The sequence below is a fragment of the Ancylobacter mangrovi genome, from assembly GCF_024752355.1.
GTDB lineage: Bacteria > Pseudomonadota > Alphaproteobacteria > Rhizobiales > Xanthobacteraceae > Ancylobacter > Ancylobacter mangrovi.
In genome coordinates, this window is record NZ_JANTHZ010000002.1 from 664,045 (window position 1) to 691,039 (window position 26,995).

The following is a 26,995-nucleotide window of genomic DNA, read 5'->3' on the forward strand; positions in this document are numbered from 1 at the left end:
GCTAGCGCGCCTCGGAGAGCTTGCGCCGGTGCTCCTGCAGCAGCGCGATGATGGCGGCCGCGGTCTCCTCGATCGAGCGGCGGGTGACGTCGATCACCGGCCAGCCATGGCGCGCGCACAGGCGGCGCGAAAACGCCACTTCCTCGGCCACGGCGTCGCGGTCGGTATAGGCGTCGTTGGGCTGGGCGGCATTCAGCCCGAGCAGGCGGTTGCGGCGGATCTCGACGACGCGCTCGGGGCTCGCCACCAGCCCGACGACCAGCGGGCGCCGCAATTCGTCGAGGCCCGGCGGCACTGGGATGTTCGGCACCAGCGGGATGTTGGCGGTCTTGATGCCACGATTGGCGAGATAGATGCTGGTCGGCGTCTTGGACGAGCGGGAGATGCCGAGCAGCACCACGTCGGCCGCGTCGAGCCCGCTGGTGTGCTGCCCGTCATCGTGCATCACCGTGTAGTTCATGGCGTCGATGCGGCGGAAATACTCTCCGTCGAGCTGGTGCTGGCCGCCGACGCGCGGGGTCGGGTCGCCGCCGAGATAGGCCTGGAACAGCCGCACCACCGGCGCCAGCACGGAGAGCACGGGAATGCCGTTCTCCAGGCAGAAGGATTTCAGCCGGTTGCGCAGATCGGGCTCGGTCAACGTGTAGAGCACGATGCCGGGATATTCCTCGAGATCGCAGATCACCTTGTCGAGCTGCTTGTGCGTGCGGACCAGCGGGTAGATGTGCTCGATCGCCTTCACATTGTACTGCGCCGAGGCCGCCCGGCCGACGCTCAGCAGCGTCTCGCCGGTCGAATCCGACACGAGATGAAGGTGGAAATAGCTTTCCGGAATCTCAGCGTCGTCGATCACGGCGCTTGTCCACAGGGCTGTGCATGGAGCGGGAACAAGACACGCCCGGCGCGCGTTAGCAAGTCCGGTCTGGGGAAAGCGGGGCCGCCCTTCCACAGTTCAACGTGCTGTGCGTGGAATCCGGCCGTCCGCGCGAACAGCGTGGATAAACTGTCGCGCCCGCGCAAGCGGCGGTAATTCCAGCCCTTTTCGGAACGCGCCGAAGGCCGCGCCGTGGGCGGGGCTGGGGGCCGGTTGTGATGAGCCCGGAACCCGTCTAATGCCCTGTCCTAAACACAGACGACTCTTCATTCAAAGAGATTAAATAAGTATGAAGGCGCCGGCGGACAGAGGGGATGGACAGCCGATCCTGCTCCAGGCACTCGACGGGCATGTGCCCGATCGCACGCCGATCTGGATGATGCGCCAGGCCGGCCGCTACCTGCCCGAATATCGCGAGCTGCGCGCCAGGGCCGGCGACTTCCTCACCCTGTGCTACACGCCCGATTTCGCCGTCGAGGTGACGCTGCAGCCGATCCGTCGCTTCGGCTTCGACGCGGCGATCCTGTTCTCGGACATCCTCGTCGTTCCCCATGCGCTGGGCTGCGACTTGACCTTCGAGGCCGGCGAGGGACCACGGCTGAGCCCGGTGCCCGATCTCGCCGCCCTGAAGGCGCTGCGGGGCGATCTGGATGCGGACAAGGTCGACCGGGTGCTTGAAGCTGTGTCCGGCATCCGGGCGAAGCTGCCGCGCGAGACCGCGCTGCTCGGCTTCTGTGGGGCGCCGTGGACGGTCGCGACCTACATGGTTGCCGGTCGCGGCACGCCCGACCAAGCGCCGGCACGGCTCGCCTCGCTCACCGACCCCGCCTTCTTCGAGGCGCTGATCGACCGGCTGGTCGAAGCTTCCGCGCGCTATCTCGTCGGCCAGCTCCGGGCCGGGGCGGACGCGGTGCAGATCTTCGACAGCTGGGCCGGCGTGCTCGACCCGGAAGCGTTCCGGCGCTGGAGCATCGAGCCGATCCGGCAGATCGTCGCGTTGGTGCGGGCCGAGGTTCCGGATGCGCGCATCATCGCCTTTCCGAAAGGGGCGACGCTGGCGGGGCTCACTGAGCTCGTGGCGCGGACCGGCGTCAATGGCGTCGGGCTCGACTGGACCGCGGACCGGCGCGGCGTGCGCTACGCGCTGGGCGCGAAATGCGCACTGCAGGGCAATCTCGACCCGCTGGCGCTGATCGCCGGCGGGACGGCGCTGGAGGAGGCGGTCGGCGCGCTGATGCAGGATTTCCGCGGCGCGGCGCACATCTTCAATCTCGGCCACGGCATTCGCCCGGAGACGCCGATCGCCCATGTCGAGAAGATGATCGCCCTGGTGCGCGGCTGAAGAAATCGGGAGCGAGCGATGGCCTATGAATGGATCAAGGCCCTGCACGTCGTCGCCATCATCTCCTGGATGGCGGCGCTGCTCTACCTGCCGCGGCTGATGGTCTATCACTGCGACGCGCCGGTGGGCTCGCCCCAGTCCGAGACCTTCAAGGTGATGGAGCGGCGCCTGCTCAACGCCATCGCCCGCCCGGCCATGGCGGTCGCCTGGATGGCGGGCGCCTATCTCGCCTGGGAGGGCGGCTGGCTCACCTCCGGCTGGTTCCACGCCAAGCTGGCGCTGGTGATCGCGCTGAGCGTGGCGCAGGAATTCCAGGCCCGCTGGGTGCGTGACTTCGCGGCCGACCGGAACACCCGCCCGGCGCGGTTCTTCAGGATCATGAACGAGGTGCCGACGCTTTTGATGATCGCCATCGTCATACTGGTCATCGTAAAACCGTTTTGAGGTGCTGAAAGCGCGGCGAGGCGGGTTGCGGAGGATCGCGGCTTTGCCTATGGTGCCCACTCTTCCACGAAGCTGGCTGACGCTCCGCTGAAACCGCCATCGTCTCGCGATGTCGGTCGGGGTGTCGGACAGGGGGCCGGATCCCTTCGGCCACGTCCGCAGACCAGCGCTTCCCTTATCCTTCTTTCCCGGCGGCTTTCATCTGGCCTTTCCGGGCAATCCAACATCCGAGGCCCTTTCCCATGGGGGAAATGAAGCTCCAGGACCTCAAGTCCAAGAATCCGGCTGAACTGCTCGTTTTCGCCGAGGAACTCGAGGTCGAGAACGCCAGCACGCTGCGCAAGCAGGAGCTGATGTTCGCCATCCTCAAGCAGCTTGCCGCGCGCGAGACCGACATCATCGGCGAAGGCGTCGTCGAGATCCTCTCCGACGGCTTCGGCTTCCTGCGCTCGCCGGACGCCAACTACCTGCCAGGTCCCGACGACATCTATGTCTCGCCCTCGCAGATCCGCCGTTTCGGCCTGCGCACCGGCGACACCGTCGAGGGGCAGATCCGCAGCCCGAAGGACGGCGAGCGCTACTTCGCGCTGCTCAAGGTCAACACGATCAATTTCGAAGACCCGGACAAGATCCGGCACAAGATCAACTTCGACAACCTTACCCCGCTCTATCCCGACGAGCGGCTGAAGCTCGAGATCGAGGATCCCACGCGCAAGGACTTCTCGGCGCGGATCATCGACATCGTGGCGCCGATCGGCAAGGGCCAGCGCGGCCTGATCGTCGCTCCGCCGCGCACGGGTAAGACGGTTCTGCTCCAGAACATCGCCCAGTCGATCACCACCAACCATCCCGAGTGCTACCTCATCGTGCTGCTCATCGATGAGCGGCCGGAGGAAGTCACCGACATGCAGCGCTCGGTGAAGGGCGAGGTGGTCTCCTCCACCTTCGACGAGCCGGCCGCGCGCCACGTGCAGGTCGCCGAGATGGTGATCGAGAAGGCCAAGCGCCTCGTCGAGCACAAGCGCGACGTGGTGATCCTGCTCGATTCGATCACCCGCCTCGGGCGCGCCTACAACACGGTGGTGCCGTCCTCGGGCAAGGTGCTGACCGGCGGTGTCGACGCCAACGCCCTGCAGCGCCCCAAGCGCTTCTTCGGCGCGGCGCGCAACATCGAGGAAGGCGGCTCGCTCACCATCATCGCTACCGCGCTGATCGAGACCGGTTCGCGCATGGACGAGGTGATCTTCGAGGAGTTCAAGGGCACCGGCAATTCCGAGGTCATCCTCGACCGCAAGGTGTCCGACAAGCGCGTCTTCCCGGCGATCGACATCACCCGCTCGGGCACGCGCAAGGAAGAGCTGCTGGTTCCTTCCGACGTGCTCAAGAAAATGTACGTGCTGCGGCGAATCCTCAATCCGATGGGCACGGTTGACGCGATCGAGTTCCTGCTCGACAAATTGCGCCAGACCAAGACCAATTCGGACTTCTTCGACTCGATGAACACCTGACGTCGGGAAGCCAGGGAGAGCCGGGAGGCGGGCATGACGGCCGCTGCGGCAGGCATAGTGCGATGGATCGCCCTGGTGGGCGCGGCGTGGCTGGTGCCCGCCGCTCCCGCCTTCGCGGGCGTCGCCGAGCGCGAGCCGCCTTCCGCCGTGCTCTGGCTTCTCGTGGTCGGCGTCGCGGCGCTGAGCTGGGTGATGGCCTGCCGGCGCTGGTGGCTGCCGCTGGCGCTCTGGGTGCCAGTGGCGCTGTTCGACTCCTCGCTGGTGGCCGACCTGGTCGACCCGGTGATCGGGCCGGCGGTGCGCGAGGAGCTCGGACTCTCCTACATGATGCAGGCGGACCTCACGAGCGCGCTCACGCTCGTGCTGCCGCTGATGTTCGCGAACCTCATGTTCAGCCGCCGCGAGCAGGACAAGGCCAAGCTGTCGCGAGACATCTGGCGGCGTTGAAACTTCCGCGAGTCAAAACTCGATTCGTACGCGAAACGGTTGTCCCCACAATTGACTGCTGACGGGCGTTCCGCTGTCGTTCCAAGGAACGATATGGCGGCAAGTCCTTTGCCGTCAGCGGTCATTTCTGGGCCGATCTGTGCCATGCGGCCGCCTGATCGCTGATTTATCCACAGGGCTGTCCACATTGAGCGCCTAGGGCGAGCGCGCTACCCTTCATCCGGCCGGGGCGCCGGCATCGACTCGTGTAACCTGCTCGGCAAGTCGATTCGGTTCCGTAACGGGTAGCGAACAGACCGCTCCGCTGCATACGAAGGCGGCCGCGCCCTCGGCCGCCGTCGCCTTGGCGCGTGCCGGATGGGTCTCCGGCAGCGCGGCGGGATCACCGGCGCGCTGGATGACGAGACCGGCCCGCGGCAGCCGCCGCGCCGCGTCGAGCAGCGCATCGGCGGCCGGGTCGTCGGCGGGGCCGGTGATGACGATCTCGGTCGTCCGCACCCGCGCGTCGAGCGCGTTGAGCAGGCCGGCATGGCTGTAGAGATTGGCTGCCGCGCGCGGCAGCAGCCCGTCGAACAGCCGGTCGGCCCGCGCGCGCCAGGCTTCCTCGCCGGTGAGCGTGGCAAGCGTGACGAGGTTGCGGGCGATCAGCGCGTTCGGGTTGGTGATGGCGTCGTCCGCCGTCGCCTCCGGGCGCAGGATGAGCCCCTCGGCGTCATCGGCGGTGAGGTAGTAGCCGCCGTCTTCGGCCGCGTGATGGGTCTCCAGCGCCCTCTGCCAGGCGATGGCCTGCTCGAGATAGAAGACCTCGCCGGTCGCCTGGTGAAGGGCGAGGCCGGCGCCGATCATCGCCGCGTAGTCGCTGGAGAGCCCGGGATAGACCAGCTTGCCGGTGCGCCAGCTATGGCCGAGCCGGCCGTTCCGGCTCATCGATTCGGCGATGAAACGGAAGGCGCGCGCCGCCATCCCGGTCCATTCCGGGCGCCCGAAGCGCGGCGCGGCACCGGCGAGCGCGGCGATCATCAGCCCGTTCCAGTCGGCGAGCACCTTGTCGTCGCGCCCCGGCGGCACGCGCGCGGCACGCACCGCCAATAGCTTGTCGCGCAGCATGGCGAGGCGCATCTCGTCGGCGCCGGAGCGCTCCGTCTCCTTCAGCCGGTTGGGGATCGACACCCCCTCCCAGTTGCCGAAGGGGGTGATGTCGTAGTGCCGGGCGAAGAACTCGGCATCCTCCGCGCCGAGCGCGTCGAGGATTTGCCGGAGCGTCCAGACATAGTAGCGCCCCTCATGGCCTTCCGAATCGGCGTCGAGGCTGGCGGCGAAGGCGCCGCTTTCGGTCAGCATCTCGCGCTTCAGCCAGGCGACGGTTTCCTCGGCGCGGGCACGGAACAGGTCGGCCAGCGTCTCGCTATAGGCAAGGCCCAGCAGCTCCAGGATCTGCGCATTGTCGTAGAGCATCTTCTCGAAGTGCGGCACCAGCCAGCGCTCATCGACCGAATAGCGGGCATAGCCGCCGCCGATGTGGTCGTAGATGCCGCCCTCGCTCATGCCGTCCAGCGCGTGCAGCGCGGCGTCGCGGAAGCGCTGCCGCCCGGTGCGCTCATGGGCGCGCCAGAGCAGTTCCAGGAACGGCGTGTTGGGGAACTTCGGCGCGCCCTGCAGCCCGCCATGGGCGGTGTCCATGATGCCGAGGATGCGGCCGGCGACGTCGTCGAGCTCGTTCGGGCCGATGGTGACGCGCCCCTCCGGCTGCGCCTTGGTGCGCAGGCGCTCGAGCAGCGCCTCCCGGTTGGAGGCGATGCGCGGGTCGCCGCTGCGATAGGCGCCGGCCATGGTCTGCAGCACGTCGGTGAAGGCGGGCTGGCCGTAGCGGGCTTCCTTGGGAAAATAGGTGCCGCCCCAGAACGGCGCGCCCTCGGCGTCGAGGAACATGGTCATCGGCCAGCCGCCCTGGACGCCGAGCTGCTGCAGCGCCGACATGTAGATCTGGTCGACGTCGGGCCGCTCCTCGCGATCGACCTTGATGTTCACGAACAGCTCGTTCATCACCGCGGCGGTCGCCTCGTCCTCGAAGCTCTCATGGGCCATGACGTGGCACCAGTGGCAGGCCGCGTAGCCGACGGAGAGCAGGATCGGCCGGCCGCTGCGGCGGGCCTCCTCGAACGCGTCGGGCTGCCATTGCCACCAGTCGACCGGGTTGTCCTTGTGCTGGAGCAGGTAGGGGCTGGCGGCGTGCTGGAGGCGGTTGGGCAAGACTCTCTCCGGCTTCTGACGGGTCGGCGGAATAGTGATGCTAGCGAGATAGGGCGTCGTGCGGGACGGGTCACGTAAAAAGGAAGACCGATGAAGGACGCGCGCCGGGTTAATGAGGACGGGCCGAGCGGGCGCACGGCAGATGGGCGCGCGACCAGCGGCTCGACCATTGCCGCCGTCTCGTCCGGCAGCGGCACGGCAGCGGTGGCGGTGATCCGCGTCTCCGGCCCTCAGGCGGGCGCGGCGGTGACGGCGCTCGCCGGGCGCCTGCCCGAGCCGCGCCGGGCCACGCTCGCCACGCTGCGCCATCCCGCGAGCGGGGCCGAGATCGACCGCGCGCTGGTGCTCTGGCTGCCGGGACCGCGCAGCGCGACCGGCGAGGACATGGCCGAGTTCCAGGTGCATGGCGGGCGCGCCGTGGTGGCGGCGGCGCTCGACGCGCTGATCGCCGTGCCCGGCATCGTGCCGGCCGAGCGGGGCGAGTTCACCCGCCGCGCCTTTCTGAACGGGCGGATGGACCTCGCCGAGGCGGAAGGCCTCGCGGACCTGCTCTCGGCCGAGACTGAGGCGCAGCGCCGGCTAGCCTTCGCCCATGCCTTCGGTCATCTCGGCGAGCAGGTGGCGCGCTGGCGCGAGCGGCTGATCCGCGCCATGGCGCTGATCGAGGCGGGCATCGACTTCGCCGACGAGGACGACGTGCCGGCTGAGGCGCGCGCTCTCGCCCGGCCGGAGGCGGAGCAGTTGCGCGCCGAGCTCGAGGCGGCGCTGAAGGATCGGCGCGGGGCGCTGCTGCGCGACGGCGCGACCATCGCCATCGCCGGCCGGGTGAATGCCGGCAAGTCCTCGCTCATCAACGCGCTCGCCGCGCGCGACATCGCCATCGTCTCTGACGAGCCGGGCACCACCCGCGACGTGCTGGAAGTCGCGCTCGATCTCGGCGGGCACAAGGCGACGCTGATCGACACGGCCGGGCTGCGGACGGCGGAGGGGGCGGTGGAGGCGGAAGGAATCCGCCGCGCCCGTGCCCGCATCGAAGGGGCGGATCTCGTGCTCTGGGTTCACGACGTCGCCGCGGAGCCGCCCCCGCAGACGCGACCGGACATCGATTCGCAGGCGGAACTTTGGCTGCTCGCCAACAAGGTCGATGCCGGCGCGGCGGCCTTCGTGCGGCCCGATTGGGCGACACGCGACTTCGCGATCTCCGCCCGCGAGGGCGAGGGGCTGGACACGCTGACCTCCGCGCTGGCGGAGGCCGTCGCCGCGCGGGCGGGAGGGGGCGAGCACCCCGCGCTGATCCGCGAGCGGCATCGGGCGAATGCGCAGGATGCAGCCGGGCATCTGTCGGTCGCGCTCGCGGGATGGGACAAACTGAGCGACGAGCTTCTCGCCGAAGAACTGCGTCTCGCCGGCCGCGCACTCGGTCGGATCACCGGCGCCATCGACATCGAGGACCTGCTGGACGTGGTGTTCCGCGAGTTCTGCGTCGGCAAATAGGAGCCCGGTTTCACGTGAAACAGCGGCGGCGCAAAGAGCGATTCGCACCCGGAATGTTTCACGTGAATCACGTGTGAGGACTTGCGCCTCCGGCCGCTTCATCTCGTGAGGCTTGACGGCGGCGGACGGACAGGGCTCAACAGCGGCGATTTACATGCGGGCGCGCACCCGCGACGAGTGACGCCATGGCAGTCGATGAAATGAAATTCGATGTCGTCGTGATCGGCGGCGGGCATGCGGGGACCGAGGCGGCTGCCGCGGCGGCGCGGCTTGGCGCGGCGACGGCGCTGGTCACCCATCGGCGCGATACGATCGGCGCCATGTCCTGCAATCCGGCCATCGGCGGGCTCGGCAAGGGCCACCTGGTGCGCGAGATCGATGCGCTGGACGGGCTGATGGGGCGGGTCGCCGACGCGGGCGGAATCCAGTTCCGGGTTCTCAACCGGCGCAAGGGGCCGGCGGTACGCGGCCCGCGGGCGCAGGCCGACCGTCGTCTCTATGCACGGGCAATGCAGCAGGCGATCGATTCGCAGGCGAACCTTTCCGTCGTCGAGGGCGAGGCGGACGAGCTGATCGTCGCCAACGGGCGGGTCGCCGGCCTGCGGCTCGCGGATGGGCGCCGGCTGAGCGCCGGCGCGGTGGTCATCACCACCGGCACCTTTCTCAACGGGCTGATCCATATCGGCGACCGCCAGCTTCCGGCCGGGCGGATGGAGGAGGCGCCGGCGCGCGGGCTTTCCACCTCGCTGGCGCGGCTCGGCCTGACGCTCGGCCGGTTGAAGACCGGCACGCCGCCGCGGCTCGACGGGCGGACTATCGACTGGGCATCGCTGGAGATGCAGCCGGGCGATTCGCCGCCGGAACCATTCTCGACCCTGACGGAGCGCATCACCACCGAGCAGATCGCCTGCGGCATCACCCGCACCACACCGGCGACGCATGAGGTGATCCGCGCCAACATCGCCCGCTCGGCGATGTATTCGGGGAACATCCGCAGCGTCGGCCCGCGCTACTGCCCCTCGATCGAGGACAAGATCGTGCGCTTCGGCGAGCGGGAGGGTCACCAGATCTTCCTGGAGCCGGAGGGGCTCGACGACCCGACGGTCTATCCGAACGGCATCTCCACCTCGCTGCCCGAGGAGGTGCAGGCGGCGCTGCTCGCCACCATTCCCGGGCTCGAGCGGGTGGTGATGAGCCGGCCCGGCTACGCCATCGAGTACGACCATGTCGACCCGCGGGAGCTGGAGCCGACGCTGGAGTTGCGGCGCCTGCGCGGGCTCTTCCTGGCCGGTCAGATCAACGGTACCACCGGCTATGAGGAAGCGGGCGCGCAGGGTCTGGTCGCCGGGCTGAATGCGGCGCGCCGCGCGGGCGGGGAGGAGGGCGTCACCTTCGACCGGGCCGAGGCCTATATCGGGGTGATGATCGACGACCTCGTCACCCGGGGCGTCAGCGAGCCCTACCGCATGTTCACCTCGCGCGCCGAGTACCGCCTGTCTCTGCGGGCCGACAATGCAGACCAGCGGCTGACTGCGCGCGGCGAGGCGCTGGGGCTGATCGGGGACGAGCGGCGGGCGCGGTTCGGGGCGAAGAGCGCCGCGCTGGCTCGGGTGCGCGAGTGGAGCCGTTCCGTCTCGCTGACGCCGGGCGAGGGCGAGCGGCACGGGCTGGCGCTGAACCGCGACGGCCAGCGGCGGACGGCGTTCGACCTGCTGTCCTATCCGCATGTCGGCTGGACCGACATCTGCCGCATCTGGCCGGAAGCCGCGGGTGAGGATGCGCGGATCGGCGAGCAGGTCGAGATCGACGCGAAATACGCGGTCTATCTCGACCGGCAGGAAGCCGACATCCTGTCGTTCCGCCGCAACGAGGCGGCGGCGCTGCCGGAGGTCGACTATTCGGCGCTGGCCGGCATCTCCAACGAGATCAAGGCCAAGCTTCAATCGATTCGGCCCCGTACCATTGGCCAGGCGAGCCGGATCGACGGCATGACGCCGGCCGCGCTTGCCCTGCTGGCGGCGCAGGCTCGCAAGGCGCGATAGGCCCGCGCGACGCGTGGCCAGTAGCGCGGCCGGGCCGTTCGGGGCGAATATGGCGCATGAGCAAGAGCGATTCGGCCGGCCGGGACCGGGCCCTGGAGCTGGTCCCTGTTTCACGTGAAACAGCGGAGCGGCTCGACGCCATCGTCACGCTGCTGCAGAAGTGGCAGCGCACCATCAACCTCGTCGCGCCGGCGAGCCTGCCGGATGTGTGGATGCGCCATGTGGCGGATTCGCTCCAGCTCGTGCCGCTCGCCGGGGAGGCCCGGCGCTGGGTCGACCTCGGCTCGGGCGGCGGCTTTCCCGGGCTCGTCGTGGCGGCGATGCTGGCCGAGCGGCCGGGGGCGGATGTGACGCTGGTCGAGAGCGACAGCCGCAAGGCGGCATTCCTGCGCGAGGCGGCGCGGATCGCCGAGCTGCCGGCGACGGTGGTGCCGGCGCGGATCGAGCGTGTCGCCGCCGAGTTGGCACCGGGTGTCGAGGTGGTGTCGGCGCGGGCGCTCGCCCCGCTCGCCAGGCTCCTCGAACTCGCCCATCCCTTCCTCGCCCAAGGCGCCACGGGGCTTTTTCTGAAGGGACAAGATGTTGATAACGAATTGACCGATTCAGCTAAATCTTGGAGAATCGCGTCAAGGATCGCGCCCAGCGTGACGGACCGCAGCGGCCGGATCCTGATCGTGACATCCGCCGTCCCAGTGGCGCCGGCCACGTGATGCCGCCGGGCAGGTGAAAGGGTCGAAACGATGAGTGAGCAGGCTCCGCTTGTCCCCCTTGCGCCGGAAGGCGCCGGGCGGCGCATGCCGCGCGTGCTGGCCCTCGCCAACCAGAAGGGCGGTGTCGGCAAGACGACGACGGCGATCAATCTCGGCACCGCGCTCGCGGCCATCGGCGAGACGGTGCTGGTGGTCGACCTCGACCCGCAGGGCAACGCTTCGACCGGCCTCGGCATCGACCGGCGTGCCCGCCGGATCTCGACCTATGACGTGCTGGTGGGCGAGGTGGAGCTGCGCGACGCGGTGCTGGAAACCGCGGTGCCGCGCCTGCATATCGTGCCCTCCACCATGGACCTGTCCGGGCTGGAGCTGGAACTCGCCACTGCGCGCGACCGCGCGTTCCGCCTGCGCGACGCCATCGCGCGGCTGAACGGCGACACGTCGTTTCGGGATGGAAACGATTTTCCCTACAGCTACGTGCTGATCGACTGCCCGCCCTCGCTAAACCTGATCACGGTCAACGCGATGGCGGCGGCGAACGCGATCCTGGTGCCGCTGCAGTGCGAGTTCTTCGCGCTGGAGGGCCTGTCTCAGCTTCTCAAGACGGTCGACCAGGTTCGCACGACGCTCAATCCCGGTCTGTCGATCCACGGCATCGTGCTCACCATGTTCGACGCGCGGAACAATCTGTCGTCGCAGGTGGTGGACGATGTGCGCCAGTTCATGGGCGACAAGGTCTACGAGACCATCATACCGCGCAATGTCCGGGTGTCGGAGGCGCCGTCCTACGGCAAGCCGGTGCTGCTCTACGATCTCAAATGCGTCGGATCGCAGGCCTATCTTCGTCTCGCATCCGAAATAATCCAGCGCGAGCGCACCCTGCGCAGGGCGGCGGCGGTCTGAGGGAGGCGTCAATGGCCATGGCGGATGACGGCGGACGTTCGCGGCTCGGTCGCGGTCTCGCGGCCCTGATCGGCGATATGGGCGAGATGAGCGATCTCGGCGGGGCGCCCGCGCGCCCGGCCGGCGGCCAGCGGCGGGTGCCGCTCGCCTTCCTGCGGGCCAACCCGCGCAACCCGCGCCGCAGCTTCGCCGAGGAAGATCTGGAGGATCTCGCCGGCTCGATCCGCGAGCGCGGCATCATCCAGCCGATCGTGGTGCGGGCGGTGCCCGGCCAGCGCGATGCCTTCGAGATCGTCGCCGGCGAGCGGCGCTGGCGCGCCTCGCAGCGCGCCGGGCTGCACGAGGTGCCGATCGTGGTGGTCGAGGTCGACGACCGCGAGGCGCTCGAGATCGCGATCATCGAGAACGTGCAGCGCGCCGACCTCAACCCACTGGAGGAGGCGGCCGGCTACCAGTCGCTGTCGGACCAGTTCGGCTATTCGCAGAACGACCTGGCGCGGGTGATCGGCAAGAGCCGCAGCCATGTCGCGAACACGATGCGTCTCCTCAAGCTGCCGGAATCGGTGAAGGCCTATGTCTCCGACGGGCGGCTTTCGGCCGGTCATGCGCGTGCGCTGCTGACCCAGGACGACCCCGAGCAGCTGGCGCGGGTGATCGTCGAGCAGGGCATGAATGTCCGCGCGATCGAGGCGCTGGCGCAGGAGCTGAACGTCGCCCGGGCGGAAGCGGCCGGCAAGCCGCCGCGCAAGCCGAAGGCGGCGGCCGCGCTCGACGCCGACACGGCGGCGCTGCAGCGTCGGCTCTCCGATGCGCTCGGCCTGCAGGTGACGCTGCGCCATGATGGCGAGGCCGGCGAGGTGCGCATCCGCTATTCCTCGCTCGACCAGCTCGACGAGGTCTGCCGGCGCCTCGCGGGAAGCTGAGCGTGTGAGCGCGCCGGCACCCGGGCGCGGTCGTCAGCCGCGGCGGGCGGCGCCGGCGATCTGAAGCAGGGCGCGCTCGGCGATGGCCGGGCCCAGCGCGGCATTGCGGCGGGCCGCCAGCAAGGCGTCGTCGAGCGCCAGCAGAACCACCTTCAGCCGCTCGCTGTTCCAGCTCCGAAGCGCCTTCTCGATCAAGGGCTTGCGGCGGAAATGGATGGCCGGCCTCGCGCCGTCGATGGCCCGCTCGACACTGCCGCCGGCCTCGATGCCGAGCCGCATCATGTGCAGGCCCTGCACCGTCCGGCACACCGCACCGAGCAGCACGTCGGGCCGCATCCCCTCATGGATCGCCTTCGCGAACGCGCCCGACATCTCCGACGGCATGCCGGCGAGCGCGGCGTCGGACACCTCGTCGATGGCGAGGCTCGAGGCGTCGCCGACGATGGCGCGCACATGCTCGGCGGTGATGCGCGGCTCGCCGGCGGCGTAGAGCAGCAGCTTGGCGATTTCGCCGCGCGAGGCGAGGCGGTCGCCGCCGAGCAGGCCCATCAGCTCGGCCCGCGCATTGCGCTCGATGGGAATGCCGGCCTCGGCGGTCATGGTGTCGACCAGCCGGCCAAGATCGCGGTCGGTGTCGGCGTAGCAGGCGATGGCGAGGGCGCGCGGGGACGATTCGCACAGCGCCCGCAGGCCGGTGCCGCGCTTGAGGTCGCCGGCCTCGATGACGACAACCGCGTCCTCCATCGGCACGGCGAGCAGCGCCTCGACTGCGGGGACGATGTTGCGGCTGCCGGCACGCACCGAGACCACCCGCCGGCCGCCGAACAGCGCCACCGTGCCGGCCTCGTCGGCCAGCCGGCCCGGATCGCCGGCGATCTCGTCGCCGTCGAGACGGATCGTGCCGAATGGGTCGCTGGTTCCCTGGCCGGCGCGGGCGAGATAGGCGCTCGCGCGCTCGCGCACCAGACCGGTATCGGGGCCGTAGAGCAGGACCACCGGCCGGAGCGGGTCGATGCGCGAGAGCGTCGCCTCGACGTCGCCGGGCCGGACGGCAACCATGGGAAGGTCAGCTCTTGGGCGCGCCGCCGACGGGCGCACCCGTGCCGAGCGTCTGCCCACCGGCGGCCGGCGTGCCCGATGCCGGGGCGCCGGCCGCCTGGCTGCCGGGCTCCTTGCCGCCATTGGCGCGCTTGGTGGCGAAATAGGAAGCGAGCTGCATCTTGATGGTGTCGGCCACCACCTGGGAGGCGCGGTTCTGTGCGTCGCGAATGGCGCGCTCGCGAGCGAAGCGCTGGTAGCCGCTGTCCACCGATGCCTTGCCGAAGGCCATGTTAGAGGTCAGCGTGACCGGTTTCTTCGGGTCGGTGTTGTCGACCAGGCGCCAGAGCGCCTGCACCGAGACCAGCTCGACCTCGGGAAGGCCGGACACGGAATCGACGATGGCCGCGGTGGTGTTGTCGGTGGCGCGCATCTCGAGGCGATAGGGCGTGCCGGACGGATTACCGGCACCGCCGGTGAGCGCGAAGATCAGGTCGTTGCGCACCTCGTTGCCGATGCGCCCTGCGGAGAACACGATCTCGATGTCGCTGAGCTGCTGCTGCATCGAGGGGCCCTGCTCGTCCGGCTTCTGCGCGTACATCGGCTGGAAGCAGCCGGCGGTCGACAGGGCGAGCAGCCCCGCGCCCGCGATGCCGAGCAGGCGGGAGCCCCATGCGCGGCGCACCGGCGCAGGGTGGGTCGACGAGCCGAGCGTCGACGGGCCGAGGGTCGACGGGCGAGCGGTCCGGCGGGACGAATCAGGCGACGACATTCACGATCCTCTGCGGAACCACGATGATACGCTTCGGCGCACGCCCGTCGAGTGCCTGCGACACCAGCTCGAGCGCGAGCACGGCCTTTTCGACCTCGCCGGGGCTGGCTTCCTTCGGCACGGTGATCTCGCCGCGCCGCTTGCCGTTGATCTGAATCGGCAGCGTAACGGTGTCCTCCACCAGCAGCGCGGGGTCGATCTCGGGCCAGCCCGCCTCCGCCGCGAGCCCGGCGCCACCGATCCCCGCCCAGCATTCCTCGGCCAGATGGGGCACCATCGGCGCGACCACGGCGACGAGGAAGGCGGCGGCTTCGCGCAGGGCGAACGCCCAGTCGGGCGTCACGCCGGCCTTGCGCGCGGCGCCGATGGCGTCGCCGAACTGGTTGGCGAAGCTGTGCACCCGGGCGACGGCAACGTTGAAGCGCAGCCGCTCGACATCGTCCGCGACCTGGGCCGCAAGCCGGTGCGAGGCGCGCCGCAGGGCCATCGGTTCGTCACCGAAACGATCGGGCATCGGCGTATCGGCGGGCGCCAGCGCGGTGGTGTCGCCGACCAGGCGCCAGATCCGCTGCACGAAGCGCCAGGCGCCCTCGATGCCGGCGCTGGTCCACTCGCTGTCGCGCTCGGGAGGCGTGTCGGCCAGCATGAACCAGCGCGCGCAGTCGACGCCGTAGGTGTCGGCGACGATCTCGGGCGGCACCACGTTGCGCTTGGACTTCGACATCTTCTCCGGCGCGCCGACCGTCACCGGCTCGCCGGTGCCGACCTTGACCGCGGTGCCGTCGGGCCGCTTCTCCACTTCCTCCGGGAACAGCCACTTGCCAGCCGTGTCCTTATAGGTCTCGTGGACGATCATGCCCTGCGTGAACAGGCCCGCGAACGGCTCCTCGATCGAGACCCGGCCGAGCTTCTTCAGCGTGCGGATGAAGAAGCGCGAATAGAGCAGGTGCAGGATCGCGTGCTCGATGCCGCCGATATACTGGTCGACCGGCAGCCAGTGGTCGGCCGCCGCCTTCTGCAGCGGCGCGGTGCCGGGCTCGGAGGCGAAGCGGGCGAAGTACCAGGACGAATCCACGAAGGTGTCCATGGTGTCGGTCTCGCGCCGCGCCGGCCCGCCGCAATGCGGGCAGGTCACGTGCTTCCACGTCGGGTGGTGGTCGAGCGGATTGCCGGGCTGGTCGAAGCTGACGTCGTCGGGCAGCCGCACCGGGAGCTGGTCCTGCGGCACCGGGACCGGGCCGCAGGCGTCGCAATGGATGATCGGGATCGGGCAGCCCCAGTAGCGCTGGCGCGAGATGCCCCAGTCACGCAGGCGGTAGTTCACCGCGCGCTCGCCGACGGCGGAATTGCCGAGCAGTTCGCCCTCCAGCCGCGCGGCAACCGCCTCCTTGGCCTCGGGCACCGACATGCCGTTGAGGAAACCGGAGTGGAACAGCGTGCCGTCGCCCTCATAGGGACCGCCGTCGAGCTCGAAGCTCGCCGGGTCGGCGTCGGGCGGCAGCACGACCGGGGTGATCGGCAGGCCGTATTTGCTGGCGAAGTCGTAGTCGCGCTGGTCGTGCGCCGGGCAGCCGAAGATGGCGCCGGTGCCGTATTCCATCAGCACGAAATTGGCGACATAGACCGGCAGGTGCGGCCCGCCGAGCGGGTGCGCCACCGTGAGGCCGGTGTCGTAGCCCATCTTCTCCTGGGTCTCGATCTCGGCGGTGGAGGTGCCGCCACGCCGGCATTCCTCGACGAAGGCCTTCAGCGCCGGATCGGTCGCGGCCAGCGTCTCGGTCAGAGGATGGCCGGGCGAGAGCGCGAGGAAGGAGGCGCCGAACAGCGTGTCCGGCCGGGTGGTGTAGACCTTGATCTCCTGCGGCAGCTCGGGCGCCGGGTTCTCCAGCGCGAAGCGCACATGCAGCCCCTCGGAGCGGCCGATCCAGTTGCGCTGCATCAGGCGCACCTTCTCGGGCCAGCGCTCCAGCGTGTCGAGGCCGGCGAGCAGCTCGTCCGAGGCGTCGGAGATGCGGAAGAACCACTGGGCGAGCTTGCGCCGCTCGACCAGCGCGCCCGAGCGCCAGCCGCGCCCGTCGATCACCTGCTCGTTGGCGAGCACGGTGTTGTCGACCGGGTCCCAGTTCACCTCGCTCTCGCGGCGATAGACGAAGCCGCCCTTGAAGAAGTCGAGGAAGATGCGCTGCTGCTCGCCGTAATAGTCGACGTCGCAGGTCGCGATCTCGCGCGACCAGTCGAGCGACAGGCCGAGCAGCTTGAGCTGCTCGCGCATGGTGGCGATGTTCTCGTAGGTCCATTCGCGCGGATGGGTCTTGCGCTCGATGGCGGCGTTCTCGGCCGGCAGGCCGAAGGCGTCCCAGCCCATCGGGTGCAGGACGTTGAAGCCCTTCATCCGCTTGAAGCGCGCCACCACGTCGCCCATGACGTAGTTGCGACCGTGGCCGATATGGATGCGCCCGGACGGATAGGGGAACATCTCGAGCACGTAGTATTTCGGACGGGGATCGTCGTTGCGGGTGCGATAGATGCCGCGCTCGTCCCAGATCTTCTGCCAGCGGGGCTCGGCCTCGCGTGCGTTGTAGCGCTCGGTGCTCATCGGCGGGTTCATGGGCGGATGTCGTCTAGGCCTGGTCAGGATGTCATCGGATGGCGCGGGACTAGGCACGAAGTCCGGCGCCCGGTCAACCGTCGGCTGACGTTCCGCCGTCCGAGGAGGAGACGATGGCCGCTTCCGGGTCGGGCTCGTGGCGCACCGAGGGCGCGCAGCGCACCGCGTTGCGGCCCGCCGCCTTGGCGTCGTAGAGCGCCCGGTCGGCGGCGACGAACAGGTCGGACAGCGTGATCTCCGGCCCGGGCCGGCAGGCGGCGCAGCCGACGCTGATCGAGACGAAGCCGGCCGGCAGGCCATCATGGGGAATGGCGAGTTTCTCGACGGCCGCGCGCAGCCGCTCGGCGACGTCGCTCGCCGCCTCCACCGCGGCGCCGGGCATGAGCACCGCGAACTCCTCGCCACCGATGCGCGCGACGATGTCGGTGCCGCGCACGGTCGAGGCCAGGGCCTGCGCCAGCCGGCGGATGCAGTCGTCGCCTTCCTTGTGGCCGTAGCGGTCGTTGAACTTCTTGAAGTGGTCGATGTCGAGGATCAGCATCGCGAGCTGCGAGGCGGTGCCCCATTGCAGCGCGGCCACCGCGTCGAAGCTGCGCCGGTTGGCGATGCCGGTCAGCGGGTCGAGGCTGGCGAGCGAGCTGAGGCGCCGGTTGGCGCTGCGCAGCGCGTTCTCGCGCCGGGTCAGCTCCTCGGTCATGGATTCGAAGGCGACCGCCAGCGGCTGGATCTCGGTGATCAGGGTCGGTGCCCGCTCGGTCTCGATCGCCTCGCCGCGGCCGAAGCGCACCAGCCGGTTGGCGAGCGCGCGCACCGGCGCCACGATCAGCCGCTCGCCGGCGATCCACAGGCCGAGGAAGATGATGCAGCTCGCCAGCAGCAACGTCATGCCGGCCTGGAAGGTGGCGCGCTCGATCGGCGTCAGGATGGTGCGCTCGTCGACGCCGACCAGCAGGTGCATGTTGGTGGAAGGCAGGCGGCTGTAGCCGTAGATGCGGCGCACGCCATCCGGGCCCTGGGCGGTGACCGTGCCGCTGGTGCGGCTGAGCGAGGGGGCGACGAAGGCCTTCTGCCCCATCTCGCGGCCGATCAGCGCCGGGTCCTCGGGATAGGTGATCATGACCCGGCCCGCCGGGTCGACGATCATCATCTCGGCGCCGGGCCCAAGCTCGCTGACGATCTCGAGCGGGAACAGCTCGCGGATATCGACCCGCGCCACCAGCACGCCGGCGACCCGGCCGCCCGGCGCCACCAGCGACTGGGCGGCATAGACGCTCGGCAGCCCGGTGACGAAGGAGCGCGCCACCGTGTCGATCGAGGGGATACCGCGCATGGCGATGCGGAAATAGTCGCGCCCGGACAGGTCGAGGCCCTCGGCGTTCGGCGAGGTGCCGCAGCGCACGATGCCGTTGGCGGCGGTGACGGCGAGCGAATCCGCCACCGGCACCACCTCCAGCACGCGGCCGAGGCGCGAGCAGATCTCCGGCGTGCTGGGCGTGAGGCCGGGATCGGGTGGCGGGGCCTGTGGGTCGGTGCCCGGCGAGAAGCTGAACGCGTCCTCCGGCGTCATCTGGCTGTCGGAGGCGAGGGTCGCCAGCATGGTGCGGATCGAGACCAGGGCGTTCTGGTACTGGGAGACGCCGCGCTCGGTAACTTCGAACACATGGCGCTCGGCAGCGGCGAGGTCGCTGCGTTCGAGCCGGACGATGCTCATCGTGCGCTCGGCAATAACCAGCGTCATGGCCAGCGCGGCGAGGAAGCCGAGACGTAGGCGAAGGCTGACGGTGCGCGAGGGCTTTACCTCGCCCTGCCGGCGCCGCAGGCGGTCGACGCCATCGGCACCCGGCTGGTTGTCCTCGGTCACGGCCAATCCCGGGTCGGCGTATCTGCCATTGCAGGGAGTTATCGTTGCGGCACGAACGCCAAGAAGTGAGATACAGCAAGAACCGCATGTTTCAAGCCGCTTTCCTTGACAATGGCCCCGTCACCTCGCATTGCGGGCGCGTCGCCGGCCGGAGATCAGCATGACAGTGGAGCAGGACAGCCTGGTGGTCCACCGCCTCGCCGAGGTGCGGGCCCGCATCGAGCGTGCCTGCCGCGACGCCGGGCGCGCGCCGGACGAGGTCCACCTCGTCGCCGTCTCCAAGACCTTCGAGGCGGCCCACATCGCGCCCGCCATCGAGGCCGGCCAGCGCCTGTTCGGCGAGAACCGGGTGCAGGAGGCGAAGGGCAAGTGGCCGGCCCTGCGTGCCGCGCATCCCGACATCGAGCTGCACCTGATCGGCCCGCTGCAGACCAACAAGGTGCGCGAGGCGCTGGCGCTGTTCGACGTCATCCATACGCTCGACCGGCCCTCGCTCGCCGCCGCCCTCGCCAAGGAGCTGGCCCGGCCGGAAGCCCGTCCCGCGCCGCGCCTGCTGGTGCAGGTGAATACCGGCGAGGAGCCGCAGAAGGCCGGCGTCGCGCCCGAAGAGGCCGACGCCTTCATCGCCACCTGCCGCGATACCCACGGTCTCGCCGTCGAGGGGCTGATGTGCATCCCGCCGGCGGACGAGCCGGCGGCGCCGCATTTCGCCCTGCTCGCGACCATTGCGCGGCGCAACGGGCTGTCGACGCTTTCCATGGGCATGAGCGGCGATTTCGAGACCGCAATCGGCCTCGGCGCCACCTATGTGCGGGTGGGCAGCGCGATCTTCGGCGGACGCTAGGCCGGACACGAATCCAAGTCCATCGACGTCAGCCGACGTGGATGCGCGTGCGCGGCGACAGGCGCGCCAGCAGGCGCAGCAGGTCCGCCCGCCGGAAGGCGACGCAACCGGCGGTCGGCGCGAAGCCCTCGCGGGCGAGATGCAGGAACACGGCCGATCCGCGCCGCGCCTGCCGCGGGCGGGTGTTGTGGTCGAGCACGATCACGAGGTCGTAGAGCCCGTCGGCGCGCCACATCCGCTCGTGCGAGGGCGCGAAGGGAAGGCGCACCGGCCGGTTGTAGCGCCCGTCCTCGGGGTCGTCGCACCAGCCGTCCTCCGGCCGGGTCGGGCGAGTGGGGAGGAGGCTGCGCGGCCGCTGGCGGAGATGATCGCCGCGGAAGCGCAACTCGCGCGGGTGCCACAGCCCTGCCGGCGTCGCACCGTCGCCCTCGCGCTTGTCGCGCCTGATTCCCCCCGCGCCGAGCACGACTGGTATGGGGTGACCTTCCGTGAGCACGAGGCCGCGCGTTTGCCGGCCCGGAAGGGCGACGACACGCAGCCCGGACAGGCTCCGGGCGCGTTTCGTGGGGGATTTCGTACGGTTAGGACCGCGAAGGGCCTTCTTCTTCACGCGTTTTCCGTTCACGATCACGTCACGAACCCGCTCGTGTCCTGCACCGCGGGCTGCCGACTCTTGCCGAACGCGCCCGGCCTGCCTAGTCGGGTGGCCCACGGCAATCCATCCAGCGCCGCGCGAGAGTGAACGTGCGGCGTGGCGCGAACAAGAGGTTCGGGAGAGCGGACATGGCGAATGCACAGCGGGTCCTGGTGGTCGACGACGACAATGAGCTGCGCGAGGCGCTGGTCGAGCAGCTCTCGCTCTATGACGAGTTCGAGGTCGTCGCCGTCGATTCCGCCCAGGCCGCGATGAGCGCGGTCGACGACAGCCGCATCGACCTGGTGCTGATGGATGTCGGCCTGCCCGACATGGACGGGCGCGAGGCGGTGCGCAAGATGCGCGAGGGCGGCTTCAAGGCGCCGGTCATCATGCTGACCGGCCACGACACCGACAGCGACACCATCATGGGGCTGGAGGCGGGCGCCAACGACTACGTGGTGAAGCCGTTCCGCTTCGCCGTACTGCTGGCGCGCATCCGCGCCCAGATGCGCTCGCACGAGGCGAGCGAGGACGCGGTCTTCACCATCGGACCCTACACCTTCCGGCCCGGCGCCAAGATGCTGGTGACCGACCGCAACTCCAAGATCCGCCTGACCGAGAAGGAAACCGCGATCCTGCGCTATCTTTACCGTGCCGGTAAGAAGCCGGTGGCGCGGGAAATCCTTCTGCAGGAGGTCTGGGGCTACAACTCCGGCGTAACCACCCACACGCTGGAAACGCACATCTACCGTCTGCGGCAGAAGATCGAGAAAGACCCCTCGCATCCCAACCTGCTCGCGACCGAAGCCGGCGGCTACAAGCTGCTCCCCTGACCGGACGCATGCGCCCGGTCCGCCGAGATTCCGCTGTGAGGCCGGAGAGTTCGCCGTCGGATGTCCATTGAGGACGATATCGCACTGCTCGACCGGGTGCCGCTGCTGCGGCTGCTGGGAAAGGACGTGCTGCGGGTCCTTGCCATCAGTTCGGACACAAGGCCGCTGGCGGAAGGCGAGATCCTGTTCCGCGAGGGCCAGTTCGCCGAGGCCGCCTATGTGGTGGCCAAGGGGCGCCTGCGCCTGAACCGCGAGGACCCCGCGCTCGCCCGCCGGCCCGGGCAGAAGGCGGAGGCCGGGCCGGGCTCGCTGCTGGGCGAGATGGCGCTGATCACCGAGACCAAGCGCCCCGCCACCGCGACGGCGATCGAGGAGTCGGTCGTCATCCGCATCCCGCGCGTGTTCTTCCTGCGCACCATCGAGGGCTATCCCGACGCCGCTGTGCGGATCGGCCGCGAGCTGAGCGGGCGGGTGCGCGACACGCTGGGCGAGCTCGATGTGGTGCGCGCGAAGATCGAGGCGCTCGACACCCCGCCGCGCCGTTAGCGCGGGCGCCGCCGTCGCCCGTTCACGCGGCCGGCGAAACCCTCTACCCTCGGGCCCGTCCTTGCCGCCCCTGGCGCGCCCCCGCTTCCACGCCGAACCACGCTCCGCTCGCCATGATCCCGGTCACTCCCCGCCTCTGGCTCGACGAGAACGAGATCGAGGAGAGCTTCGTGCGCGCCTCCGGGCCGGGCGGGCAGAACGTCAACAAGGTCTCGAGTGCGGTGCGGCTGCGCTTCGACGTGCGCGGCTCGCAGACCCTGCCGGCGGCGGTGAAGGCGCGGCTCGAGCGCATCGCGGGGCGGCGGCTGACCAATGAGGGCGTGATCGTGATCGTCGCCCAGCGCTACCGCACCCAGGAGCGCAACCGCGAGGACGCGCTGGAGCGGCTGGTTGAGATGGTGCGCGAAGCGGCGGTGGCGCCGGTGGTGCGGCGCCCGACCCGCCCCACGCTCGGCTCCAAGATGCGGCGGCTGGAAGGCAAGGCGCGGCGCTCGGGCGTCAAGGCGCTGCGGCGCGAGCGGCCGGCGGGGGAGGACTGAGGGAGCCCTCGCGTCCGGCTCAGAAGTCCGAGGCGATGCCCTTCACTTCCCAGTCGCCATAGCGCACCGGCTCGGGGCCGTCGCGCCCGTCGATCTCCTTCGGCGCCTCAGCTGGATGGCTGGCGGCACGCCGGGCGGCAGCCTCCGCGAGCGCGCGCTCGGCGGCGGGGGTGAGGGCGCGACGCGGCGCGCCTGCATCCGCAGTCGCATCCGCCGGGGCCGTCGTCCGGGCCATCGCGGGGGCTTTCGCGCCCCTGTCCGTCTCGCTCTCGTCCATGGCCGCCATTGGAAACATCGGAGCGCCCGGCGCGTCAAGGCGGGCCCTGCCCTGCCCACTCCGGCTTTCCTTACGTAAAAGCCATGATCGCGCGATCTTGCGCCAGCCTGTCGCGCTTCCCATCCTATTTCCACGAGCCGTCGCCGTCGCCGCATCCGCCGGCGCGCGGGAGGCGGCGCTGACGAGGACGAGATGAACTATTTCCGCACGGCGATCCTGCTGGCCGGCATGACGGCCCTGTTCATGGGCGTCGGCTTCCTGATCGGCGGCCAGAACGGCATGGTGATCGCGCTGCTGTTCGCCGGCGGCATGAACATCTTCAGCTACTGGAATTCCGACCGCATGGTGCTGTCCATGTACGGCGCCCGCGAGGTCGACCAGGCGAGCGCGCCGGAATTCCATGCCCTGATCGCCGAGCTGGCTGCGAGTGCCGACCTGCCCATGCCGCGCGTCTACCTGATCGACAACCCCCAGCCCAACGCCTTCGCCACCGGCCGCAACCCGCAGAACGCGGCGGTGGCGGCGACCACCGGGCTCGTCGGTTCGCTGTCGCGCGAGGAGATCGCCGGCGTGATGGCGCACGAGCTGGCGCACATCAAGCATTACGACACGCTGACCATGACCATCACCGCGACGCTGGCGGGCGCGATCTCGATGCTCGCCAACTTCGCGCTGTTCTTCGGCGGCAACCGCAACAACAACAACCCGTTCGGCGTGATCGGCACCATCGCCATGATGGTGCTCGCGCCGCTGGCGGCGATGGTCGTGCAGATGGCGATCTCGCGTTCGCGCGAATACGAGGCCGACCGCGAGGGCGCCGCGATCTGCGGCCAGCCGCTCTGGCTCGCCTCGGCGCTGGCGAAGATCGCCAATGCCGCCCACCGCATCCCCAACATGGCGGCCGAGCACAACCCGGCGACCGCGCACATGTTCATCATCAACCCGCTGTCCGGCCAGCGCATGGACAGCCTGTTCTCGACCCATCCCGCGACCGAGAACCGCATCGCCGCGCTGCAGGAGCTGGCCCGGCAGATGGGCGGCGCCGCTCCTGCCGCCAGCTGGACCGGCCGCCCGGCGCCCCGCGCCGAGGACCGCCCGGGCGACCCCTGGGGCCGGCGCGGCGCGAGCCCGCCCGCCGCCGGGCCGTGGGACACGCCGTCCGCCCGCCCTTCCGCGCAGGAGCGCCCGCGCCGCGGCCCGTGGGGCTGAGCCGCTAGCGGCCGCCGGCCATCGACCTGCCCATAGGAGCGGGCCGGTGCGAGGCGGCCCTGCTCGGCGCTTGAACTCTTTGCCCTTCGCGGTTATCAGAAGCGCCGCGTGCCGCTTTAGCTCAGTTGGTAGAGCATCGCATTCGTAATGCGAGGGTCGCGTGTTCGAGTCACGCAAGCGGCACCATTTCCCTCTTTGACAATCCATCGTCGCGACGGACCCGGCTTTGGCCCGGCCGGCACGACGCCCTTGCGGCATGTGCGTCGCGCGTGCCCTCTTCCCGTGCCGCGCGAAGCGCGCTAGCAGCGGGCGGGGAGGCGACCGATCCGATGACCTTCGAAACCGCAGCGACCCCCGAGGCCGCCATCGACCGGCTGGAGAGGCTCTACAGCGCCGCGCGCGACGCGCTGCGCCACGACCTCGACCGCTTCTTCGAGACCGGGCAGGCGCCGGACACGCGCGAGCGGGCGCGCTACCGCTACCCGCTGCTGCGCGTCAGCTACGCGCCCGGCGCCACGCCGGAGAACCGCACCAAGCGCGGCTACGCCAAGTTCGCCGCGCCGGGCGTCTACCAGACCACGGTGACCCAGCCGGCCGCCTTCCGCAGCTATCTCATCGAGCAGCTTCGGCCGCTGGTGGAGGAATATGGCGCGCGGATCGAGACCGGGATCGGGGTGGAGGAGATCCCCTACCCCTACGCGCTCGAGGGCGGCGACGAGCTCGGGCGCGGCAAGGTCACCGCCTCGCAGCTCGCGCGGCATTTCCCGACCCCGCTGCTGTCGCTGGTGGGCGACGAGATCGCCGACGGCACCTTCGAGCTGGTGGAGGGCGAGCCGCGCCCGCTGTCGCTGTTCGACGCGGTGCGGGTCGACTTCTCGCTGCGCCGGCTCGTCCACTATACCGGGACCGACTGGCGCGCCTTCCAGCCCTGGATCCTGCTCACCAACTATCACCGCTATGTCGACCAGTTCGTGCGGCTCGGCCTCGCCGAGATCGAGGCCGGCACCGCCGAGGCGCTGGTGGCGCCGGGCGGGGTGCGGATCGACCGCGCCAATATCGACGCCGGCGCGGCGGAGCGGGTCATGTCGGCGCTGTGGCACCGCTACCAGATGCCGGCCTACCATCTGGTGCGGCCCGGCGGGGCGGGCGTGACGCTGGTGAATATCGGCGTCGGGCCTTCCAACGCCAAGACCATCACCGACCACCTCGCGGTGCTGCGCCCGCATTGCTGGCTGATGGTCGGCCATTGCGGCGGGCTGCGGCAGACCCAGGTGATCGGCGACTACGTGCTCGCCCACGCCTATCTGCGGCAGGACGGCATCCTCGACGAGCTGGTGCCGCCCGACATTCCCATTCCCGCCCTCGCCGAGGTGCAGGTGGCGCTGCAGCAGGCGGCGGCCGAGGTCACGGGCGAGGCGGGCGACCTGCTGAAGCAGCGCCTGCGCACCGGAACGGTGGTGACGCAGGACGATCGGAACTGGGAGCTGCGCTGGGCCAAGGAGCGCCGGCGCATCAACCTCTCGCGCGCCATCGCGGTCGACATGGAATCGGGCACCGTCGCCGCGCAGGGCTACCGGCTGCGGGTGCCCTACGGCACGCTGCTGTGCGTCTCCGACAAGCCGCTGCATGGCGAGATCAAGCTGCCCGGCGCGGCCAACGCCTTCTACGAGCGGGCGGTGAGCGAGCATCTCAGGATCGGCCTCGCCGCGCTCGACCGGCTGCGCGAGGCCGGCACGGCGATCCATTCGCGCAAGCTGCGCTCCTTCGACGAGCCGCCGTTCCGCTAGAAAGCGCGCCGCGCGGGGCACGGGCGGCCCGGCGCTTGTCGTCGATGCGTATCGCGCATAGATCCTCGTCCATTGATCTGAACTTCCGATCGATGGAGGGGCGTATGCGCTATCCGGACCTCGAGATCGACCTCGTGCGCGCCTTCGTCGCGGTGGCGGAGGCCGGCGGCTTCACCGCCGCCGCCGGGGCGGTGGGGCGCTCGCAATCGGCGGTGAGCCAGAAGATATTGCGGCTCGAGGACATGCTGGGCCGGCGCCTGTTCGAGCGCACCAGCCGCTCGCTGTACCTCACCCGCGACGGCGAGGCGTTCCTGGTCTCGGCGCGGCGCATCATAGAGCTCAACGACGCCACCGTGCGCGGCCTGCTCGAGCCCGCTCCGTTCGGCAGCCTGCGGCTCGGCGTGGCGGAGGACTTCATCCCGCGCCAGCTCCCCGCCCTGCTGGCGCGGTTCGCGCGGCTCTACCCGCAGGTCCAGCTCGAACTGAGGACGGGGCTGAGCTGCGAGTTGCTGGAGGCCTACGACGCCGGCGCGCTCGACGTGGTGATCGCCAAGCGCGACGGGCGCGCCCAGCGCGGGCGGGTGATCTGGCGCGAGCCGCTGGTGTGGATGGCGGCGTCCGGCTTCGTGGCCGACCCGGAAGGGCCGGTGCCGCTGGTGCTGCTGTGCCCGCCCTGCACCTATCGCGAGGTGATGGTGCGCGCGCTCGACGGCGCCCGGCGCGACTGGTTCGCGGCCTGCACCGCCTCCAGCCTGATGGGCGTCCATGCGGCGGTGGAGGGCGGGCTCGGCGTCACCGTGCTCGGCCGCTCCTTCGTGCAGGAGGGCATGCAGGTGCTGGAGCCCTCCGACGACTGGCCGCCGCTGCCGATGACCGAGATCGTCGTGATCGGCGACGAGGGCGACGGGGCGGGCCTCGTGCGCCCGCTGCTGTCCTTCCTGACCGAGAGCCTGTCGGCGTCGCGGAACGGGGCGGAGCTCGCCGCGCCGGCGCCGTTCGCGCGCGCGGTGCGGCCGGTGGCGCCGGGGCCGGTAGCCGATGGCGCTCGCCGCTCAGGTATCGTATAGGAGCCTCGCCTGTTCGTGCGCCGCAGCGCGCCGAATCGGG

General features: G+C 70.1%; 24 protein-coding genes and 1 tRNA gene. 17 read left to right on the forward strand and 8 right to left on the reverse strand.

Annotated features, from left to right (window positions below; genetic code table 11):
• Position 1: 1 nt before the first annotated feature.
• Positions 2-835, reverse strand: coding sequence for a pyruvate, water dikinase regulatory protein (locus NVS89_RS08465; RefSeq protein WP_258732376.1), 834 nt, complete (start codon positions 833-835; stop codon positions 2-4).
• A 328-nt stretch (positions 836-1,163) separates the two neighbouring features.
• Here NVS89_RS08465 and hemE point away from each other — a divergent pair, with 328 nt between their 5' ends.
• From hemE to NVS89_RS08485, 4 genes are all read left to right on the forward strand, one after another.
• A complete protein-coding gene (gene hemE, locus NVS89_RS08470) occupies positions 1,164-2,216 on the forward strand; it encodes a uroporphyrinogen decarboxylase (protein WP_258732175.1) in 1,053 nt (350 codons plus the stop codon).
• A gap of 18 nt (positions 2,217-2,234) precedes the next feature.
• A complete protein-coding gene (hemJ, locus tag NVS89_RS08475) occupies positions 2,235-2,660 on the forward strand; it encodes a protoporphyrinogen oxidase HemJ (RefSeq protein WP_258732176.1) in 426 nt (141 codons plus the stop codon).
• A gap of 242 nt (positions 2,661-2,902) precedes the next feature.
• Positions 2,903-4,168 carry a transcription termination factor Rho gene (gene rho, locus NVS89_RS08480; protein ID WP_258732177.1) on the forward strand — a complete coding sequence of 422 codons (1,266 nt, stop codon included), beginning with the start codon at positions 2,903-2,905 and terminating at the stop codon, positions 4,166-4,168.
• Between the two features lie 33 nt (positions 4,169-4,201).
• The gene (locus tag NVS89_RS08485; RefSeq protein WP_258732178.1) at positions 4,202-4,615 is read left to right on the forward strand and encodes a hypothetical protein; all 414 of its coding nucleotides are present in this window, start codon (positions 4,202-4,204) and stop codon (positions 4,613-4,615) included.
• A gap of 216 nt (positions 4,616-4,831) precedes the next feature.
• On the opposite strand, the gene NVS89_RS08490 is transcribed toward NVS89_RS08485, so the two are convergent.
• Positions 4,832-6,865 carry a thioredoxin domain-containing protein gene (locus NVS89_RS08490; protein WP_258732179.1) on the reverse strand — a complete coding sequence of 678 codons (2,034 nt, stop codon included), beginning with the start codon at positions 6,863-6,865 and terminating at the stop codon, positions 4,832-4,834.
• Positions 6,866-6,955: 90 nt separating this feature from the next.
• On the opposite strand from NVS89_RS08490, the gene mnmE reads away from it, so the two are divergent.
• From mnmE to NVS89_RS08515, 5 genes are all read left to right on the forward strand, one after another.
• The gene (gene mnmE / locus NVS89_RS08495; RefSeq protein WP_258732180.1) at positions 6,956-8,359 is read left to right on the forward strand and encodes a tRNA uridine-5-carboxymethylaminomethyl(34) synthesis GTPase MnmE; all 1,404 of its coding nucleotides are present in this window, start codon (positions 6,956-6,958) and stop codon (positions 8,357-8,359) included.
• A 185-nt stretch (positions 8,360-8,544) separates the two neighbouring features.
• Positions 8,545-10,401, forward strand: coding sequence for a tRNA uridine-5-carboxymethylaminomethyl(34) synthesis enzyme MnmG (gene mnmG, locus NVS89_RS08500; RefSeq protein ID WP_258732181.1), 1,857 nt, complete (start codon positions 8,545-8,547; stop codon positions 10,399-10,401).
• A gap of 56 nt (positions 10,402-10,457) precedes the next feature.
• A complete protein-coding gene (rsmG, locus tag NVS89_RS08505) occupies positions 10,458-11,111 on the forward strand; it encodes a 16S rRNA (guanine(527)-N(7))-methyltransferase RsmG (RefSeq protein WP_258732182.1) in 654 nt (217 codons plus the stop codon).
• Positions 11,112-11,141: 30 nt separating this feature from the next.
• Positions 11,142-12,014: a ParA family protein gene (locus NVS89_RS08510; RefSeq protein ID WP_309486528.1), complete on the forward strand. Its 873-nt coding sequence runs from the start codon at positions 11,142-11,144 to the stop codon at positions 12,012-12,014.
• Between the two features lie 11 nt (positions 12,015-12,025).
• On the forward strand, positions 12,026-12,937 hold the full coding sequence (locus NVS89_RS08515) for a ParB/RepB/Spo0J family partition protein (protein WP_258732183.1): 912 nt from the start codon (positions 12,026-12,028) through the stop codon (positions 12,935-12,937).
• Positions 12,938-12,970: 33 nt separating this feature from the next.
• Here NVS89_RS08515 and holA read toward each other — a convergent pair whose 3' ends face one another.
• The 4 genes from holA to NVS89_RS08535 form a co-directional block, all read right to left on the reverse strand.
• Complete coding sequence (holA, locus tag NVS89_RS08520; RefSeq protein WP_258732185.1) at positions 12,971-13,996, reverse strand: DNA polymerase III subunit delta; 1,026 nt, start codon at positions 13,994-13,996, stop codon at positions 12,971-12,973.
• 7 nt (positions 13,997-14,003) lie between these two features.
• Positions 14,004-14,747, reverse strand: a complete 744-nt coding sequence (locus tag NVS89_RS08525) for a hypothetical protein (protein WP_258732186.1) — start codon at positions 14,745-14,747, stop codon at positions 14,004-14,006.
• Positions 14,734-17,343, reverse strand: coding sequence for a leucine--tRNA ligase (gene leuS, locus NVS89_RS08530; protein WP_258732378.1), 2,610 nt, complete (start codon positions 17,341-17,343; stop codon positions 14,734-14,736). The genes NVS89_RS08525 and leuS overlap by 14 nt, the downstream gene beginning before the upstream one ends.
• Before the next feature lie 85 nt (positions 17,344-17,428).
• Entirely contained in the window at positions 17,429-19,216 is a 1,788-nt protein-coding gene (locus NVS89_RS08535) for a sensor domain-containing diguanylate cyclase (RefSeq protein ID WP_258732187.1), read from the reverse strand.
• A 160-nt stretch (positions 19,217-19,376) separates the two neighbouring features.
• Here NVS89_RS08535 and NVS89_RS08540 point away from each other — a divergent pair, with 160 nt between their 5' ends.
• Positions 19,377-20,060 carry a YggS family pyridoxal phosphate-dependent enzyme gene (locus NVS89_RS08540; protein WP_258732188.1) on the forward strand — a complete coding sequence of 228 codons (684 nt, stop codon included), beginning with the start codon at positions 19,377-19,379 and terminating at the stop codon, positions 20,058-20,060.
• 28 nt (positions 20,061-20,088) lie between these two features.
• On the opposite strand, the gene NVS89_RS08545 is transcribed toward NVS89_RS08540, so the two are convergent.
• Entirely contained in the window at positions 20,089-20,556 is a 468-nt protein-coding gene (locus NVS89_RS08545; protein WP_309486529.1) for a L,D-transpeptidase family protein, read from the reverse strand.
• 287 nt (positions 20,557-20,843) lie between these two features.
• Here NVS89_RS08545 and NVS89_RS08550 point away from each other — a divergent pair, with 287 nt between their 5' ends.
• The 3 genes from NVS89_RS08550 (at position 20,844) to arfB (ending at position 22,615) form a co-directional block, all read left to right on the forward strand.
• Positions 20,844-21,530: a response regulator transcription factor gene (locus NVS89_RS08550; protein WP_258732190.1), complete on the forward strand. Its 687-nt coding sequence runs from the start codon at positions 20,844-20,846 to the stop codon at positions 21,528-21,530.
• 60 nt (positions 21,531-21,590) lie between these two features.
• Positions 21,591-22,076: a cyclic nucleotide-binding domain-containing protein gene (locus NVS89_RS08555; protein ID WP_258732191.1), complete on the forward strand. Its 486-nt coding sequence runs from the start codon at positions 21,591-21,593 to the stop codon at positions 22,074-22,076.
• A 113-nt stretch (positions 22,077-22,189) separates the two neighbouring features.
• Positions 22,190-22,615 (forward strand): alternative ribosome rescue aminoacyl-tRNA hydrolase ArfB, encoded by a 426-nt coding sequence (gene arfB / locus NVS89_RS08560; RefSeq protein WP_258732192.1) that lies wholly within the window; start codon positions 22,190-22,192, stop codon positions 22,613-22,615.
• Between the two features lie 19 nt (positions 22,616-22,634).
• Here the strand turns inward: arfB and NVS89_RS08565 are convergent, their stop codons facing one another.
• Positions 22,635-22,850, reverse strand: coding sequence for a DUF1674 domain-containing protein (locus tag NVS89_RS08565; RefSeq protein ID WP_258732193.1), 216 nt, complete (start codon positions 22,848-22,850; stop codon positions 22,635-22,637).
• 234 nt (positions 22,851-23,084) lie between these two features.
• Here NVS89_RS08565 and htpX point away from each other — a divergent pair, with 234 nt between their 5' ends.
• The 4 genes from htpX to NVS89_RS08585 all read left to right on the forward strand — a co-directional run bounded on the left by htpX (position 23,085) and on the right by NVS89_RS08585 (position 26,955).
• Entirely contained in the window at positions 23,085-24,101 is a 1,017-nt protein-coding gene (htpX, locus tag NVS89_RS08570) for a zinc metalloprotease HtpX (RefSeq protein WP_258732194.1), read from the forward strand.
• Between the two features lie 110 nt (positions 24,102-24,211).
• Positions 24,212-24,287: transfer RNA gene (locus tag NVS89_RS08575), tRNA-Thr, on the forward strand.
• 143 nt (positions 24,288-24,430) lie between these two features.
• Complete coding sequence (locus tag NVS89_RS08580; protein WP_258732195.1) at positions 24,431-25,888, forward strand: AMP nucleosidase; 1,458 nt, start codon at positions 24,431-24,433, stop codon at positions 25,886-25,888.
• A gap of 104 nt (positions 25,889-25,992) precedes the next feature.
• Positions 25,993-26,955, forward strand: a complete 963-nt coding sequence (locus NVS89_RS08585) for a LysR substrate-binding domain-containing protein (RefSeq protein WP_258732196.1) — start codon at positions 25,993-25,995, stop codon at positions 26,953-26,955.
• Positions 26,956-26,995: the final 40 nt, after the last annotated feature.